This is a genomic window from Mesorhizobium sp. M1409, assembly GCF_040317535.1.
Lineage (GTDB): Bacteria > Pseudomonadota > Alphaproteobacteria > Rhizobiales > Rhizobiaceae > Mesorhizobium.
In genome coordinates this window covers 1-14,683 of the sequence record NZ_JAMYKV010000019.1, presented here as the reverse complement: position 1 = coordinate 14,683, position 14,683 = coordinate 1, and the positions used below count along the sequence as shown (strand labels likewise).

Genomic DNA, 14,683 nt, shown 5'->3' with positions numbered 1-14,683 from the left:
TGAGGATGCCGATGGGACCTGTTCATCATGACCTGGCTGGCGGCGGACCGACCTTTGAACCCATGGTCCAGATCGACATGGAAATCAAAGCTTTTGTCTCCGCTTGGAGACACTGCGATTATGTCTCGACATACATGGCCCGGATGATCAGCCAGAACAGGTCCGACTCGGTCCGGCATTCAAATCTCTTTTCCTCCGCCTTCAACGAATTGCTGGAAGTCGCCTTTCGCACGCGCCATGCCGATGGCGAACTGGCATGCAGGGTGTCTCGCCATGGCGCGACGGATAGGATCGAGTTGACATTTCCTTGCGTACCGGAAGAGCGCCAATTCTACGAAGAAGCCGTGTCGCAACTTGCAGGAATAGAGGCCAGAGAGCGATACCTCAATTCAGTGTCTGGGGATCTCGCGCCGAGCCGCGAGGTCATGCTCCTGGAACTGGCTGTCGACTACAACGCGACACTCTGGATCGAGGAGGCCGATGGCGATGCAATCAAGCTTGTCGTGGATCTTCCGCTCGAGGGCTTGCAAAATTGAGCCCCTACGACCTTCTCCCGCGCTTTAAGGCGCAATACGACGCGAACAACCAGGAGTTTTCCATATCTGGCGTGGTGCGGCCTCAGGCGATCGATGAGCTTGGACCCAGCATAGCATTGCTTCGCGATGCGATCGGCCGTGTGCGCGGCGTTCTCTACGTCAATGTCAGGCGCCTGACGCAGATGAACAACGCCGCGTTTCACGCCTTTTCGAGGATCATCATCGACGCTTGTCGCGCTCGACCCGATCTCAAATTCGTCGTCATCACGTCAAGCGTCGTCGGATGGACCTCGCGAAAATTCGGTCGCCTGAGCGGAATTGAACCGAACATCACCGTCGAGGAGTATGACACCGAATTCTATCCGGGCCAGGGCTTTCTAGAGGAAGGCGGGTTCGTACCGATCCTGCGTACTCAGACAAAGATGACATGGCGCCACGAGCGCGCGATCTTGCCGCGACACGGGATGAGGCCCGGGATCGTCATGGCCGACATCTGTTGCGGGATCGGCGATTTCGCTGTGCTCGCGCAGAAGGAGTTCCAGCCATCGCGGATCGTCGCCCTCGACCACTCCAGATCAAGCCTGAACTATGCTCGACGAGTGATGCGGGAGTTCGACATCCGGGGCATCGAATATACGTATGGCGATGCGTCGGAGATGCTGCTCGACGAAGCTCAGTTCGACTTGGTCACCTGCCGACATTCCCTGCAAATCTTCAATCGCCCTGAACTCATCCTCAAGGAGCTCTACCGCATATGCAAGCCAGGCGGTCGGGTCTATATCACCAACGAAAAGAATTCGCATTGCCTCGGCGAGCCGCGCGCCGAAAGCATTCGCTGGACCTACGACGAGGTGGCGAAGCTGTTCGGGCATTTCGAGATGGACGTCGAGCTTGGGCCCAAGAGTCGGCGATACCTGGTGGAAGCCGGATTCGAAGACATCCTTGTGGAGACCTTCATGGTCACTAATCTGGACGGCGATCCGCAGGACTTCGCCGATGTCATCGCAGCCTGGGCGGATGTCTATGCGGGCGAGATGGCGACCAGACGCGGCGATGGACCGGAGTTCGTCGCGCGGTTTCGGCAGGGCTTCGAGGACCACATTTTCGCTGCGCTCCACCCCAAGGGTTATGCGGGTTGGCCGATCTGGGTCGCATCGGGGCGACGGCCGCAATGAAAGCCGAGGATGAGGGTACGCCGCGCTTCGGCCTGCGCTCCTTTCGAGCGAAATTCGTATTGGTCGTTGGTGGCGCCGTGCTGTTCGACCTCCTCTTGAGCGGTGGCCTGGCGCTTTGGAACGTTCAAAAGCTGTCGCGCGATGCCACATCGGAAGTCGGTGAGGGCCTGACGACCGCAAACCAGGAATACATTCGTTCCTATGCCGAATCGACAGCGCTGAGCGTCGACCTGCTGCTCGATCGAGTTCATGGGGACGTCAAGGCGCTGGCCGGCGTGTTGCAGGCCCAGATCGACGATCCAAGCAGGCAGCAACAGGTCGGAGCCACCCTTTCGCAGCAGGCTCCCGGCTCGGTAAAGGTCGTCTATGACGCGCGGGGCGATTGGGCACAGAACCTGCCGGGCGCGCCTTCCGTGGTGAGCGTCTGGGGCTACCTGCTGGGCGCCGATCACAGTCCGCTGCCAAGCGTTCAGCAGGAAATAGAAGACAGCACCGTTCTGGACCTCGTTGCGCCGACGCTCATGGCCAGCGGATCGTCCAAACTGCAGATGTATTATATTGGTCCAAAAGAACGGCCGATATTCAGGACCGTGCCGTATACGGACCAGGCACAGACATTCGACAAGCTCTATCCGGGACACAACAAGGCGGAATTCTGGGAGTTCTTCTTTCCGGGTATCTACGGTTCATGGCAGCAATGGGCCAGGGATCCAGCCTCTCGTCCCGTCCCCGACGACATTACCCAGACAGCGCCCTACACCGATGCAATCACGGGAAAGCTGATCGTCAGCTTTTTCCATCCGCTGTGGACGCGCGATCACACCGGTATCGCCGGTACGGCGGGAGCAGACATCACTCTCGACCAACTCGCGGAAATCGTCGGACGCGTGAAGATCGCTGAAACCGGATTCGGCTTTCTCACGATGTCGACTGGCAACGTGGTGGCGATCAATCCGTCGGGCCAAGCAATCATCGGCCTGACGTCATCGAGCGATGCGGGCAGCCAGGGCGTCACTGGCCTGGAGAGGTCCCTGCGGGGAAGCACGCAGCCGGCTATCGCGTCGCTGCCTCTCGACCGGAACAATGACGGTGTCATTCAGCATATCATGCTCGACGACAAGGGCGAACGCGTACCCTACATTGTTGTCCTCAAAAGATTGAAGCCAACCAATCTGTGGAGTTCGGGACCGATCAAGTCCGAAACGATGTCGGTCGGGATCGTCGTTCCCGAACGGGAGATCTATGCGTCCCTGTTTGCCGCGCAGGAGAGTATTTCCCGCGCAACCAACCGTATCCTGCTTTTTCAGGTCGCCGCGATCATCGTTTCGCTTCTGATAGTTTTTGCCGCCGTGCTCGGAATTTCGAAGCGGATCACCGCGGGTCTCAGGGCGCTCGCCAGCGCCGCCCAGCGGCTCCAGTCCAAAGATTATTCGGTCCGCGTGAGCATTCCAACGCGCGACGAGGTTGGAGCGGCGGGAATCGCTTTCAACCGGATGGCCGAGCAGATCAGCTTTCACACGGAAAACCTCGAGCAACTCGTCGACGAACGAACTAGGGAACTCGGGGACGCCAATCAGGAGATTTCCGCACTTAACGAAAAGCTGCAGGACGAGAACGTCCGCCTTGGCGCCGAACTCGCGGTCGCCAGGCAGATACAGATGATGGTCCTGCCGAAACAATTCGAACTCGAAGCGATTCCGGGGCTGGAGATCGCGGCCTACATGCGGCCGGCCGACGAGGTCGGCGGTGACTATTATGACGTCCTGCAGAACGGGTCACGGGTCAAAATCGGCATCGGCGACGTGACCGGTCATGGTCTTGAGAGCGGCGTGCTGATGCTCATGGTCCAATCCGTTGCACGCGCGCTGCAGGAGACCAACGAGGGGGATCCGCGCCAGTTTCTGGATCGGCTGAACAGAGCGATCTACAAAAACATCGAGCGAACGAACACCGGCAAGCATCTCTCGCTGGCATTCCTTGACTTCGAGGATGAGCGGGTCACGCTATCCGGCCAGCATGAGGATGTCCTCGTCGTGCGTGCGGACGGGGACGTCGAACGTATCGACACGATGGATCTGGGTCTGCCGGTTGGCCTGGAGAATGACATCTCGAAGTTCATTGCCACGCGCGACATCGTGTTCGGGAGCGGCGACGTGATCGTGCTGCACACGGACGGAGTGACCGAGGCGGAAGACCAAGACAGAAAATTGTTCGGATTCGAGCGCCTCTGTGAGAGCGCACAAAAGCGTCACGGCAGCAGCGCCGAGGACATCAAGACCGGCATCATCGACGATCTGATGGCCCATATCGGGATCCAGAAGATCCACGACGACATCACCCTCGTGATCATAAGGCACACATAGCCATGACAACGCTGTTCGGGACCCCTGACGTTGCAATCGGGATGAAGGAGAGCGTCAGTCGCGTGCGGCTGTTCGACGGACCTCTCGACTTGAGTTGGCGTCATTGTGCCACGACCTCGGACTTCATCGCCGATCTTTTCGCGTTGCGCTTCCGGTCGTCCCGCAATGACTACGTGGAAGTGCGGCACAGCATTGGATATCTGGTCAACGAACTCATCGAAAATGCCGTCAAGTTTCGCGCACCGGGTGAGATCTTGATTGAGGCGTCGATGGATTCGGAATGCTTCAAGCTCAAGGTGTCGAATGACGTCGATGGTGAAGATGCGTCCGAGTTCCAAAGTCTCCTGGCGGACATCACGGTTGGCGACCCCATGGACCTGCTGATACAGCGAATTGAAGCCAATGCCGCGAACCCCGACGTAGGAGGCTCCGGACTTGGATTACTGACGTTGATGAGCGACTACGGCGCGCGCCTGGCTTGGATATTCAGCGCCGCCGACGAAAGCGATCGGATTTATGTGGAGACATATGCCTCCATTCCGATCTCGCAAATTCACAACTAAATGAAACGAAGCTAGCCTATGGAAATCAAGACAGACGACTACCGCGTATGGACTGAAGGAAGCGAAATTTTTTTCGACGGTGCAATGCGGCTTGCCAGTTCCGACGCCGGTGCGCCTATCACGGCACTGGCGACCAGCGTGCTTGCCTCGAATCCCGCTTCCATTACGCTCAATCTGAAGGACCTTCACTTTCTCAACTCTTCCGGCATCAACCTGCTGGCGAAATTTACCATCGAGGTGCGCAAGCATCCCGATGTCCGACTCGTCGTGCGTGGAACGCCCGACATACCCTGGCAATCAAAATCATTGCCGAATCTGAAGAAGCTGCATCCTGCTGTGGTGCTTTTGATGGACTAATCAGGTCGCTCGAAATTAGCCAAAAGACTGCGTGGTGCAAGACCGCCGCAACGAGCGAGATATGTACGCCAGGACAAGTATGTGGATGCGAAGCTAACGACAATCCGGCTTGGTGCGCAGATGCTCGCAATGGCTCGGCGGGGCCTCGGCACAGGCGGCAGGCGTCCAGGTTGGGGGGATGTCGGGCTGCCTGTGCCGAACAGCCGCCGCTGCGCGATCAAAGGTGGGGTCATTGAGTAAGCGTGCCAAGGTGAACGGCGGCCGGCTGGAGTTCATTCCGCCGCAGATCCCGACTCGGGTCAAGGAGCCGCCCGAAGATGAGGGATGGCTTCACGAGGTCAATCTTGACGGCTACCGAACGCAGATCATCATCGATAAAGGAGGTGTGCGTCTTTACAGCAAGAACGGCCGTGACTGGACCACGAAATACTGGCCCATCGCGCTGGCTGTCGAGTTGCCATGCCGGGCTGCCATTATCGACGGCGAGGTCATTGTGCCAGGCGAGCAGGGCGCTCCCGATTGCCCTTCGCTGGAAGCCGCGATCTGGAACGAACCGAGCCGGCTGGTGTTCGTAGCGTTCGACATCCTCCATCTCGACGGTCGCAATCTAGGCTCCTTGCCCCTGCTGAAGCGCAAGCAGGCGCTGTGGCAACTGGTTGAGCACGGCCTCGGCAAGATCCAGTACAGCGAGCATTTCGAGGGCAGTGCGCTAGCGATTTTTCGTGCCATCGAAAAGGTGGGGCTCGAAAGCATTATCTCGAAGCGCGCCGACAGCCGCTACAGGAGCGGACCGTCGAATACATGGCTGAAGGCCAAATATTTCGAGGGACCCGATTTCTGAGCTTCGACGACCGCTTCTGTGTAGGGTTACGGATGCCGGCCAACAACGTGTTGGCTTGGCGACGGGCCGGCGTCCGAAAGCCTCCAGGGAAAGAACCCGCGGGATGGAGGCTCGGTTTCGGCGCTATGGGGATTTGACGGTTTCGCTTGGTCCGCGGTGGGTGCACTGATGCGCCTGACAGGTGGGACTGCTCAGGTTGACGGGCGCGCGCGGCCGGCCGAGGCGGCGCATGATGCGGTGTGGCGGTTGAAGAGCGGGCGATTTCGGTGCGGTTGGGCGGCGGCGCGCGAAGCCGTTCATCCGGGGACGATAAGGTCCCTCGGCAGAGATGATGCGCGGTGATGAGCGGGGCCCGGTCATGATGCTCGGGCTCCGCTTGTCGAGCTGCCGGACGGGGGTGCTCTGGCATCGCTGCCGCGCTCGAAGGTTTCGATGATGATCATGCGACCGCCGCAGCACGGACATGGCGGCCGCCAGTCGGTTGGGGCGGTCGCATCGGCGCTATTGGATCCGCCGCATTCGTCCTTGGGCTGGGGTGCGGCGAGCAGTTCGCGAGCGCGCGCGATGTTGGCCTTGCGGTTGGCGCTGGCAAGCAGCCCATAGTGGCGGATGCGGACAGGTCGCGGAGGCCGTCGACTTCGAGGTGCCGATGAGGTTTCTGCTCCCGCGCGGCTTGACGAGGTCGAACATGATCATCGGTGCGCAACCGGCGCAGCGGTTCGTTTGAAATAGTATCTCATCCCAGTGTGTGTGCACGCAGCGATTTGTTCATGGCCGTTGCCACGCTACTCAGATTGGTGGGAGCAGGAAGCTTTGTCTACATAGGCTTGCAGGGTTTCTTCGCGGCATCGAGCGGTCCGAAAATGGCTGTCTCCTCATGTGACTTTGCGGAAACAGTTTCGTGGTTGCGAGCAGGAACATCTCCAATCTCCGGGCGCGGATTTGTGAGGGCGGTTGGTGACCTGGTGCCCCTCATGAAGCAACTCTGATGTTTGATCCCTTATCATTGTGCGATGCCAAAGCCGCTGCGTGAGCGAATGCGGGCGACGCCGGCAAGGTGGAACAATTCGATTGCCGGCGAGTTTCCAATATGAAGGGCGATCTGTTTCGGAGGAAACGGGATGAAACGCGTCCTTGCCCACAATGCGGTGCGACTGATGCTCGGCGGTGTAACCGCCTGCCTGCTCACAATCGTCGAGATTCCCAACCCGATTACGCCATTGCCGCTTGTGTCCGAGGCAAGGGCCGCCACCCAGATTTCGACCAGCACATTCTACGAAGACCTGTCTTCCCATGGCGATTGGATCTCGTATCACGGAGCGACCGTTTTCGTGCCGGTTGATGTGCCTGACGATTGGCGTCCGTATACGCTTGGACACTGGGTCTATACCGAGCAGTATGGCTGGCTCTGGGTGTCCGACGAGCCATTCGGTTGGGCGACGTACCATTACGGCCGATGGGGCTATGCCGACGATATCGGCTGGTACTGGGTTCCGGGCACTCGCTGGGCGCCAGCATGGGTGAGCTGGCGTCGTGACAGGCAGCACATCATTTGGGCTCCGCTGCCGCCGCGCCGTGATCCGGATTTGATTTCAATCGAGATAACCTTCGACACCACGCCGGATTATTACTGGGTGGTGGTCCCCACCCGCGAATTCCTTGCTGCGGACGTTTCTGTCGTCGTTATCCGTGATGAGTCCGAATTTGTGCGCATTGCCGAGGCGGCCGAGCCGGCCGGCGACGTGACGATCCAGAACAACGTGATGATCAACAAAGTCATTGATGTTGATGTAATCGAAAAGGCGACGAACCAGAAGGTGACTGCCGTCAAGGTCAGCAAGACCGACGCGCCCGAGCAGTCCGGCAAATTGGAAAATAATACGGTCGCGGTCTTTGAAGGTGAGGTGAAAGCCGACCCCAAGGTCAAACCAGCCAAGCTCAAAGACATTGAGGAGGTGAAGCAGGTTCAGGCTGGCCGGAAATCGAAGCCGACCGAAGGCGCAGCAAAGACCGAACAGGCCGAACCGGAACAGACGGCCAAGCCTGAGAAGCCGAAGGGCAAGAAGCAGCCCGCCGCCGAGCAGCAGCAGGCCGAACCGGAACAGACAGCCAAGCCTGAGAAGCCGAAGGGCAAGAAGCAGCCTGCCGCCGAGCAGCAGCAGGCCGAACCGGAACAGACGGCCAAGCCTGAGAAGCCGAAGGCCAAGAAGCAGCCCGCCGCCGAGCCGCAGCAGGCCGAGCCGGAACAGACGGCCAAGCCTGAGAAGCCGAAGGCCAAGAAGCAGCCCGCCGCCGAGCCGCAGCAAACCGAGCCGGAACAGGCGGCCAAACCTCAGAAGCCGAAGGCCAAGGAGCAGCCCGCCGCCGAGCAGCAGCAAGCCGAGCCCGAGCAGGCGGCCAAGCCCAAGCCACAGAAGCAAAAAAACAAGGCGTGCGATCCGCAGACTGACGCGAACTGCTAGCTGTGCGCGGCACCGCGATTATTCCATCGCGGTGCCGCTGAACGGCAATGCGCGAAAAGCTGCGAACCCTCGCCACTTTCCTTCGCTGCCAGCCTGCTCTCCTCTATACCGGCTGGAAGCGCGGAATGCCCGTCAACGAACATAGGGTAGGCATGCAACCCGAAGAGGGTGAGACGTCACCTCGCGCCCGAGGCTATTTCGAAAGGCCTGACAGTGTCTGTTCCCCATCCTAGGTTTGTCTCGGCAGAGGTCGTTATCCAGCAATCGCCATGAGCACCCGCGGTGCCGACTTTCTACACAAATGGATTTCCGAACACATGCCGGAAGGGCCAACCGACGACCCGGGCCGGCTTGTAACCGATATGGCAGACCAGGCCCTGCGGGCGGCGGCCGTCGAAGGCATCCCAATTCAGGAGATCGATGAAGAGATCGGTAGCGTTTATGAAGCGATCATTCATGCCGTTGAACATCGCGACGGCGGTCTCGCGGATTAGGGATTTTGTGGTTGCCTCAGGCGGTTCGCGGTCGCGACGAGGCTGCAGATATGGACTATTGAGCTTTGAGCAGGTGCCAGCAGCGCGCCTGTCTTTCCCCGGACTCTCCATATCTAAAATTTTCTAAATTAGCTATGCCTTATGGAACTTTGGTGCGGGCGTTTCATTTTCATCCGCATGCGAGCCTCTGTGATCCAAAGCGTCGGGACGGGAGTGAACGCGTCGCCGCGCTACTCGCTGGTCCTGCCGATATATAATGAAGAACAAGTGCTGCCGCGACTGATCGAACGGATCAGATCACTGATCAGTCGGCTGGATGGAGAGACCGAGGCGATTTTTGTCGATGACGGTAGCCATGACGGCAGCGTCAAATACCTTCGGCGGGTGGTCACCGCCGAACCTCGCTTCCGGCTTATCGAGCTTTCCCGAAATTTCGGACACCAGATTGCGATCACGGCTGGCATGGATGCTGCTGAGGGGGATGCCGTCATCGTCATGGATGCCGACCTGCAAGATCCACCGGAGGTCGTTCTTGATCTCGTGGCAAAGTGGAAGGAAGGTTTCGAGATCGTCTACGCCCGCCGTGTCAAGCGCGAGGGCGAATCCTGGTTCAAGCGGCTTAGCGCCGATCTTTTCTACCGTTTCCTGGAGAAGATGACGCCGGTCAACATCCCGCGCAACGTCGGGGACTTCCGCCTGGTCGGCCGCCATGCGCTGGATGTCTTCAGACACATGCCTGAACACGATCGCTTCGTCAGGGGCATGTTCGGCTGGATGGGATTCAAGCAAGCGGGGGTGCCATTCGAACGCCCCCCGAGGACCATCGGCCAGACCAAATACCCTTTCTGGAAGATGATGCACCTTGCCGTCCACGCCGTTGTCAGCTTCTCGGAAAAGCCGCTCCACTTTGCGCTTTGGGGCGGATCGGCCATTTCCGCACTTGCGCTGGCCTTTGGCGCTTATGCCGTGTTCGCCTGGATTTTTGAAACCGGCGTCATTGCCGGCTGGACGTCCACCGTGGTGATCGTATCGTTCCTGTGTGGCATCAATCTTTTCATGACCGGCGTGGTCGGCCTCTATGTCGGTAGCATCCACGCCGAGGTGAAACGCCGCCCTCTTTACGTGATCAATCGGCTTACCGGCTTCGACGAGCCGGTGCGTGCCATCGCTGGTGGGCGCCGGAGATCGTTTCGCAAGCCCAAGAACGGAGTCGCTCCCGGTGTCCGAACTCTTCGACAGCTATAGATCCAGTTACGGAGAGACGATCGACGGGTCGATCCGCTTTTCCGGACTCAAGCACGATTTCTTTTTGGTCGCAAAGGCCGACCTGCTGCGGCGCCTAGTCGCCGAGCGAGGACTTCGTCGGCGGGGAGCCATGGTGCGGGCGCTTGATGTGGGCTGCGGTGTCGGTTCGCTCCATCCTTATCTAGACGGCGCTTTCGAGCGCCTGGATGGCTGCGACGTCTCGCAAGGGTCGATCCAGCGCGCCAGCGAGGACAATCCGGGCGTCGTTTATAGGACATGCACCACGACGGGCCTGCCTTATGACGACTGCGTGTTCGACTTGGCTTTTGCCAGTTGTGTTGTTCATCATGTTTCGCCCGCATCCTGGCTCGATTTTTTTCGCGAGATGCGACGCGTCGTGCGGCAAGGCGGCGTCGCCTGCATCATCGAGCACAATCCCTATAATCCGCTGACGCGTCTGGCGGTGCTCCGGTGTCCGTTCGACCAAGACGCGGTCCTGCTCAACGCGGTCAAAGCAGCGGCCCTCTTTCGACAAGCAGGCTTCAGGGAGGTTCGATCCGAGCACTTCCTGCTGCTCCCGTCGACCGGCGGGTTCGCCAGAAAGGTTGAGCGTGCCCTCGCGCCGCTGCCGCTTGGAGCCCAGTATGCGTGTAGTGCGCGCGTCTGAACATCGGTCTGCCGGCGGCTCCGCCCTAAAGCTTCTGGCGCGCTTCGGCCTGGTCGGCATCGCCGCCACAATCCTGTATGCCGCCTTGGCGGCCGCCTTTGTCAAATCGGAACGGTTCGGCTTCAGCCCCGTCCGAGCGTCCCTTGCAGCTTACGCAGCCGCGGCGTTGTTTTCCTATCTCGCGCACAGGTCAGTAACCTTCATGTCGCGCGGGTCGCATAGATCAGAGGCTCCGCGATTTCTCTTGCTGGCGGCGATCGGCCTGGCCATCGCCTATGGCGCGCCTGCGCTTTTGACGGCGAAGCTGGGCCTGCCGCTCATCTTTCCCATCATGATTACCTGCTTGCTTGTGCCCGCGATCAATTTCGTCGTGCTCGACCGATGGGTTTTTGCAGAACACATTCCCGATCAGTCCGGCGATGGCTGACGCGTGATCCGCCAGAAAGATTTCCGTTCTAAAGCCGCTTGCTGAAGCACGGCTCCAATGATCTCGAGCCCGCCGCGCTCTGCCTTTATCGCGATTGGCTGCCGAGCAGCGGCGAGGAGGCACGCGACTTCCCGATCTATTGCCAACGCCGGCTGTCCTCCATCCGGGAGGTGCAGGCATATGAGATAATCACGGAACTGTTGTGCTGCTGAAATAGGGCAACTCCAGAAAATTGTGAAGCGGTTTTCCGTCCGGAATTGCGTCAAAACAAAGAGTTAGAGCACTTCACCGTTTCCGCAAAACGGTGAAGTGCTCTAGCCGGCGTCCAGCCGGAACGATACCAATTTAATGGCGCGTTTGTAGATCTTGCTGGCGGCCGGGCTTGGCGGAATCCCGTCGCGATAGTCGAAAGTCACTTCGAGTACCTTTGCGCTGGCAAACGCTGCGTGCGGGATCGCGAACGAGATCGTCGTCGGGTCTTTGCTCGACAGTGTTACCTCGTGTACCCGAACTCCGTTCACCGAGATCATTACCCTTTGAGTGGTCTGTGGTGGACGAATGACGGCGGACATTTGTAGCGTTGCCGTAAGCCCGTCGCGAACGGAAGGCATTTCCAGTCTCAGCCGAGAGGTCTCGCCCAGCGAATGGGTTCCGTCGCCTACCGGGCCCGACCAACCGCAGACCATCATGCCGGCTGCTTGTTTGGCGCCGTCGGACCGGAACGATACCGTCTGGCCAGGAGTGTAGCTGCCAACCGCATCGCGATTGAGGCACGTCGTCGTGCGATCGATGTAATAGGCCCGATAATCGGCGTTGACATCTGGATTGAGAGCGAGTGCGAGGATGATGATCTCGGACACGGCCAGAACCAACGCCAGCGCGTAGCCGCCAGTCGAGGCAGCACGGCCAAAGGGTGACAGGCTGTCAGACCAGGGCAAGATAGCCTCCAATCCACGCCACAGTCATGAAATAACATGCGCTCAGGAAAAGAGCCAAAGTCACGAGATAGGTCAGCTTCGATACCGACAGCAGCTCGGCAATCAAGATCATCAGCGGCGCAAGCCCAATGACGTATCTAACCATGGAAGCCAGGTTGGTGATCAACGGCAGGATGATGCTGCTCGCACAGAAGAGCGCAGCGCCATATCGCCTGCGAGCCGCCAGAACGACCGATAGGGTCAGCCCTATGATCGCTGCGAGCGCGCTCCATTGCGGCGCCGTGGGCAGCCGTCCTTTTGTCGGCACAGCTGCGAGACCGTCCCATAGAAAAAGGAGCGGATCGCCAGTAACCCGCCCAAACGCGCGCTGGACGTGCAAGAACGCAAACCCGTCCCCGACAGTGAGATACAAAAAGAGCATGTAAGCAAACAAGCCGGCGGGCGAGATGAAGATAGCTACGAGCATATCCGGACGACCAAGCACCCATCGCGGGAAAGACACCGCCGACCCGCCCTGCTGGCGGTGCTGCTCGAACATTTGGATGACGGTTGCAAACACAGCAAGAACCCCGACCAGCCTCGTTGCCGACAGCAAAGCGCATGAAACGCCAGCGGCCAGGTAGTTGGAGCGCTTGAGTGCCAAAAAGACGCACGAAGTCAGGAGCACGAAAAGAGGTTCGGTAAGGAACGTGGTGAAGTGGAAGGAGAACGGGCCGCTAAGCAGGAAAGCGCAATACAGTATATAAGCGCGCATGTTCTTCTCCAGAAGTGGCCATGCCACAAGGCAGGCGGCATAGCTGCATGCAATCGAGGTGATCGTCGCGATCAGAATCGTGGGAAAAGGGAAAGCAAACCGAAGAGTCGTCACGAGCATGGGATACAATGGAAAGAAGCCCCAGCGTCCGACGTTGCTTTGGCCTGGAATGGGAAAACGCTCGTAGCCGTGTTCGGAAATGTCCACATACCACGCGCAGTCCCACCTGCAGAGCGCACGCGCATAAGCTTCGAAGCCTGGTACTGCCGAGACTGAATGGAACGCAGCATACCGAATGACAAGCCCGCTGATCATGAACAGGAGCGGGACCGCCGCGGCGATGACCCAAAGGCGACCGCCAGCGTTTGCGCGGGCCCTGTCTCCAAGCGCCGGTTGTGCCTCCACAGGTGATGGCGCCACACTCTGCGATGGCGACCCTGCCTGCGCCGGCTCGATGGCCCTGCGAGCCATAAAATCGGTCCATCGGAAGCATCAAGATCGTCAACTTGAAGCCCCGTCTGCAACTTGATCTAGTATCGTAAGGATCAACGATGCCGCGCCACTTCGGTTCCTTCTGCAGCAGGGGTCGTTGGGTCAGGTCGATCGATCACACCAGCCGAAGAATGGAGTGATATTCGCGCTTCAACGGATAGTGTCCTGAAGGTTCTGCAAAAAGTTTTGGAGAGAGAACGGCGCTTGCTCTGAGGGGCGAGCGGCCATGGCACGATGGTGACGTTGCAATCACCGATTCCCGTGGAAGGGGAAGTGCCATGACCAATCGAGAAGTTAGACTGAGCAGAGGCGAGTTGAAAGCGTTGCTGTTGTCGGATGAGGACGGCTTTCGCCAGGCATTGCAGACTGTCGTGCAGGAGGTTCTTGAAGCCGAGATGACGGAGGCGATCGGGGCCGAGAAAGGCGAGCGGACGGCGGAGCGGACGAGTTACCGGTCCGGCTATTACGAGCGCAAGCTGGTGACGCGGGTTGGGGTGCTGGAGCTTCGCGTTCCGCAGGATCGGGCCGGCCGGTTCTCGACGGAGTTGTTTGAGCGCTACCAGCGTTCGGAGAAGGCATTGGTGTCGGCACTGGTGGAGATGTACGTGCAGGGCGTCTCGACCCGCAAGGTGAAGGCGGTGACGGAGGAATTGTGCGGCCACTCCTTCTCGGCCTCGACGGTGAGCGAGGCGACGACGCGGCTGGATGAGGCGCTCAAGGCGTTCTTCACGCAGCGGCTCGAGGAAAGCTATCCGTATCTCATTTTGGACGCGCGCTACGAGCGGGCTCGCGAGGCGGGCGTGATCGCCAGCCAGGCGGTGCTGGGTACGCATCCGGTGAAGACCGCAGACGTGCATATCCGATGCCATGAGGACCTGAGCACCGCGGTGCTGGGGTCAAGCTTTCGATGGGGAGACGCGATGATGTTCTTCGAGGAGGAGTTCGACCTCTTCGATGCCTTCATCGGTGAAGACCAAGATCCCGTCGTCATCGTTAGCCCCGTACACCCAGATGACGCCATCCTCGGGCTCGAGACCGAGGGTCAGGTCCTGGATGAGCTCTTCGCTGACGCCGAGGTCCCTGGCGACACGTTCGACGGTGTAGATGTGATGCACCTTATTGCGCTGCATGATCAGGCCGCCGCTGGTTTGGTCCGCAGTTTTGCGGGTCTCCAATTCCACGGCAGCAAATCATCGATCCGATGGGCTGGATAGGCGGGCAGTCGAGCGAGGACGTGGGCGAGCCAGACTTGCGGATCGATATCGTTCATCTTGGCGCTGACGATCAGGCTGTAGAGAACGGCAGCGCGCTGTCCGCCGCGATCGGAACCGCAGAACAGCCAGGACTTTCTGCCGAGAGCGATGCCGCG

General features: G+C 59.4%; 14 protein-coding genes and 3 pseudogenes. 13 read left to right on the top strand and 4 right to left on the bottom strand.

Annotation, left to right across the window (positions count from 1 at the left end; translation table 11 throughout):
* Positions 1-11: 11 nt before the first annotated feature.
* The 6 genes from NKG99_RS16635 (at position 12) to NKG99_RS16610 (ending at position 5,835) form a co-directional block, all read left to right on the top strand.
* On the top strand, positions 12-536 hold the full coding sequence (locus tag NKG99_RS16635; RefSeq protein ID WP_502913081.1) for a ubiquinone biosynthesis methyltransferase UbiE: 525 nt from the start codon (positions 12-14) through the stop codon (positions 534-536).
* The gene (locus NKG99_RS16630) at positions 533-1,711 is read left to right on the top strand and encodes a methyltransferase domain-containing protein (RefSeq protein ID WP_352869576.1); all 1,179 of its coding nucleotides are present in this window, start codon (positions 533-535) and stop codon (positions 1,709-1,711) included. The genes NKG99_RS16635 and NKG99_RS16630 overlap by 4 nt, the downstream gene beginning before the upstream one ends.
* Positions 1,708-4,074 carry a SpoIIE family protein phosphatase gene (locus NKG99_RS16625; RefSeq protein ID WP_352869705.1) on the top strand — a complete coding sequence of 789 codons (2,367 nt, stop codon included), beginning with the start codon at positions 1,708-1,710 and terminating at the stop codon, positions 4,072-4,074. The genes NKG99_RS16630 and NKG99_RS16625 overlap by 4 nt, the downstream gene beginning before the upstream one ends.
* A gap of 2 nt (positions 4,075-4,076) precedes the next feature.
* On the top strand, positions 4,077-4,637 hold the full coding sequence (locus tag NKG99_RS16620; protein ID WP_352869574.1) for a slr1658 superfamily regulator: 561 nt from the start codon (positions 4,077-4,079) through the stop codon (positions 4,635-4,637).
* Between the two features lie 18 nt (positions 4,638-4,655).
* Positions 4,656-4,994, top strand: a complete 339-nt coding sequence (locus NKG99_RS16615; protein ID WP_352663269.1) for a slr1659 superfamily regulator — start codon at positions 4,656-4,658, stop codon at positions 4,992-4,994.
* A 232-nt stretch (positions 4,995-5,226) separates the two neighbouring features.
* Positions 5,227-5,835: an ATP-dependent DNA ligase gene (locus NKG99_RS16610; protein WP_502913080.1), complete on the top strand. Its 609-nt coding sequence runs from the start codon at positions 5,227-5,229 to the stop codon at positions 5,833-5,835.
* Positions 5,836-6,191: 356 nt separating this feature from the next.
* Here the strand turns inward: NKG99_RS16610 and NKG99_RS35955 are convergent.
* Positions 6,192-6,449: pseudogene (locus NKG99_RS35955) on the bottom strand (IS91 family transposase); the annotation flags it as partial.
* A 507-nt stretch (positions 6,450-6,956) separates the two neighbouring features.
* Here NKG99_RS35955 and NKG99_RS16605 point away from each other — a divergent pair.
* The 6 genes and pseudogenes from NKG99_RS16605 to NKG99_RS16580 form a co-directional block, all read left to right on the top strand.
* A complete protein-coding gene (locus NKG99_RS16605; RefSeq protein WP_352869570.1) occupies positions 6,957-8,297 on the top strand; it encodes a DUF6600 domain-containing protein in 1,341 nt (446 codons plus the stop codon).
* A gap of 269 nt (positions 8,298-8,566) precedes the next feature.
* On the top strand, positions 8,567-8,791 hold the full coding sequence (locus NKG99_RS16600) for a DUF768 domain-containing protein (protein WP_352869568.1): 225 nt from the start codon (positions 8,567-8,569) through the stop codon (positions 8,789-8,791).
* A 177-nt stretch (positions 8,792-8,968) separates the two neighbouring features.
* Entirely contained in the window at positions 8,969-10,036 is a 1,068-nt protein-coding gene (locus NKG99_RS16595; RefSeq protein WP_352869703.1) for a glycosyltransferase family 2 protein, read from the top strand.
* The gene (locus NKG99_RS16590) at positions 10,011-10,703 is read left to right on the top strand and encodes a class I SAM-dependent methyltransferase (protein ID WP_352869566.1); all 693 of its coding nucleotides are present in this window, start codon (positions 10,011-10,013) and stop codon (positions 10,701-10,703) included. Before NKG99_RS16595 ends, NKG99_RS16590 begins: the two co-directional genes overlap by 26 nt.
* Complete coding sequence (locus NKG99_RS16585; RefSeq protein WP_352869564.1) at positions 10,648-11,130, top strand: GtrA family protein; 483 nt, start codon at positions 10,648-10,650, stop codon at positions 11,128-11,130. Before NKG99_RS16590 ends, NKG99_RS16585 begins: the two co-directional genes overlap by 56 nt.
* Before the next feature lie 53 nt (positions 11,131-11,183).
* Positions 11,184-11,342: pseudogene (locus tag NKG99_RS16580) on the top strand (AraC family transcriptional regulator); the annotation flags it as partial.
* A 102-nt stretch (positions 11,343-11,444) separates the two neighbouring features.
* Here the strand turns inward: NKG99_RS16580 and NKG99_RS16575 are convergent.
* Entirely contained in the window at positions 11,445-12,068 is a 624-nt protein-coding gene (locus NKG99_RS16575; protein WP_352869562.1) for a hypothetical protein, read from the bottom strand.
* Positions 12,055-13,029: a hypothetical protein gene (locus tag NKG99_RS16570; RefSeq protein ID WP_352869560.1), complete on the bottom strand. Its 975-nt coding sequence runs from the start codon at positions 13,027-13,029 to the stop codon at positions 12,055-12,057. Before NKG99_RS16570 ends, NKG99_RS16575 begins: the two co-directional genes overlap by 14 nt.
* Positions 13,030-13,592: 563 nt before the next feature.
* Between NKG99_RS16570 and NKG99_RS16565 the strand changes: the two are divergent.
* Positions 13,593-14,138, top strand: a pseudogene (locus tag NKG99_RS16565) (transposase); the annotation flags it as partial.
* A 308-nt stretch (positions 14,139-14,446) separates the two neighbouring features.
* On the opposite strand, the gene NKG99_RS16560 reads toward NKG99_RS16565, so the two are convergent.
* The coding region (locus NKG99_RS16560; RefSeq protein WP_352869559.1) for a transposase domain-containing protein at positions 14,447-14,683 on the bottom strand (237 nt) is incomplete at its 5' end.

Excerpts from the sequence above, each read along its gene's own strand:
- NKG99_RS16635 (WP_502913081.1), top strand. The coding sequence starts at position 12 with ATGGGACCTGTTCATCATGACCTGGCTGGCGGCGGACCGACCTTTGAA.
- NKG99_RS16625 (WP_352869705.1), top strand. The coding sequence starts at position 1,708 with ATGAAAGCCGAGGATGAGGGTACGCCGCGCTTCGGCCTGCGCTCCTTT.
- NKG99_RS16620 (WP_352869574.1), top strand. The coding sequence starts at position 4,077 with ATGACAACGCTGTTCGGGACCCCTGACGTTGCAATCGGGATGAAGGAG.
- NKG99_RS16615 (WP_352663269.1), top strand. The coding sequence starts at position 4,656 with ATGGAAATCAAGACAGACGACTACCGCGTATGGACTGAAGGAAGCGAA.
- NKG99_RS16605 (WP_352869570.1), top strand. The coding sequence starts at position 6,957 with ATGAAACGCGTCCTTGCCCACAATGCGGTGCGACTGATGCTCGGCGGT.
- NKG99_RS16600 (WP_352869568.1), top strand. The coding sequence starts at position 8,567 with ATGAGCACCCGCGGTGCCGACTTTCTACACAAATGGATTTCCGAACAC.
- NKG99_RS16595 (WP_352869703.1), top strand. The coding sequence starts at position 8,969 with ATGCGAGCCTCTGTGATCCAAAGCGTCGGGACGGGAGTGAACGCGTCG.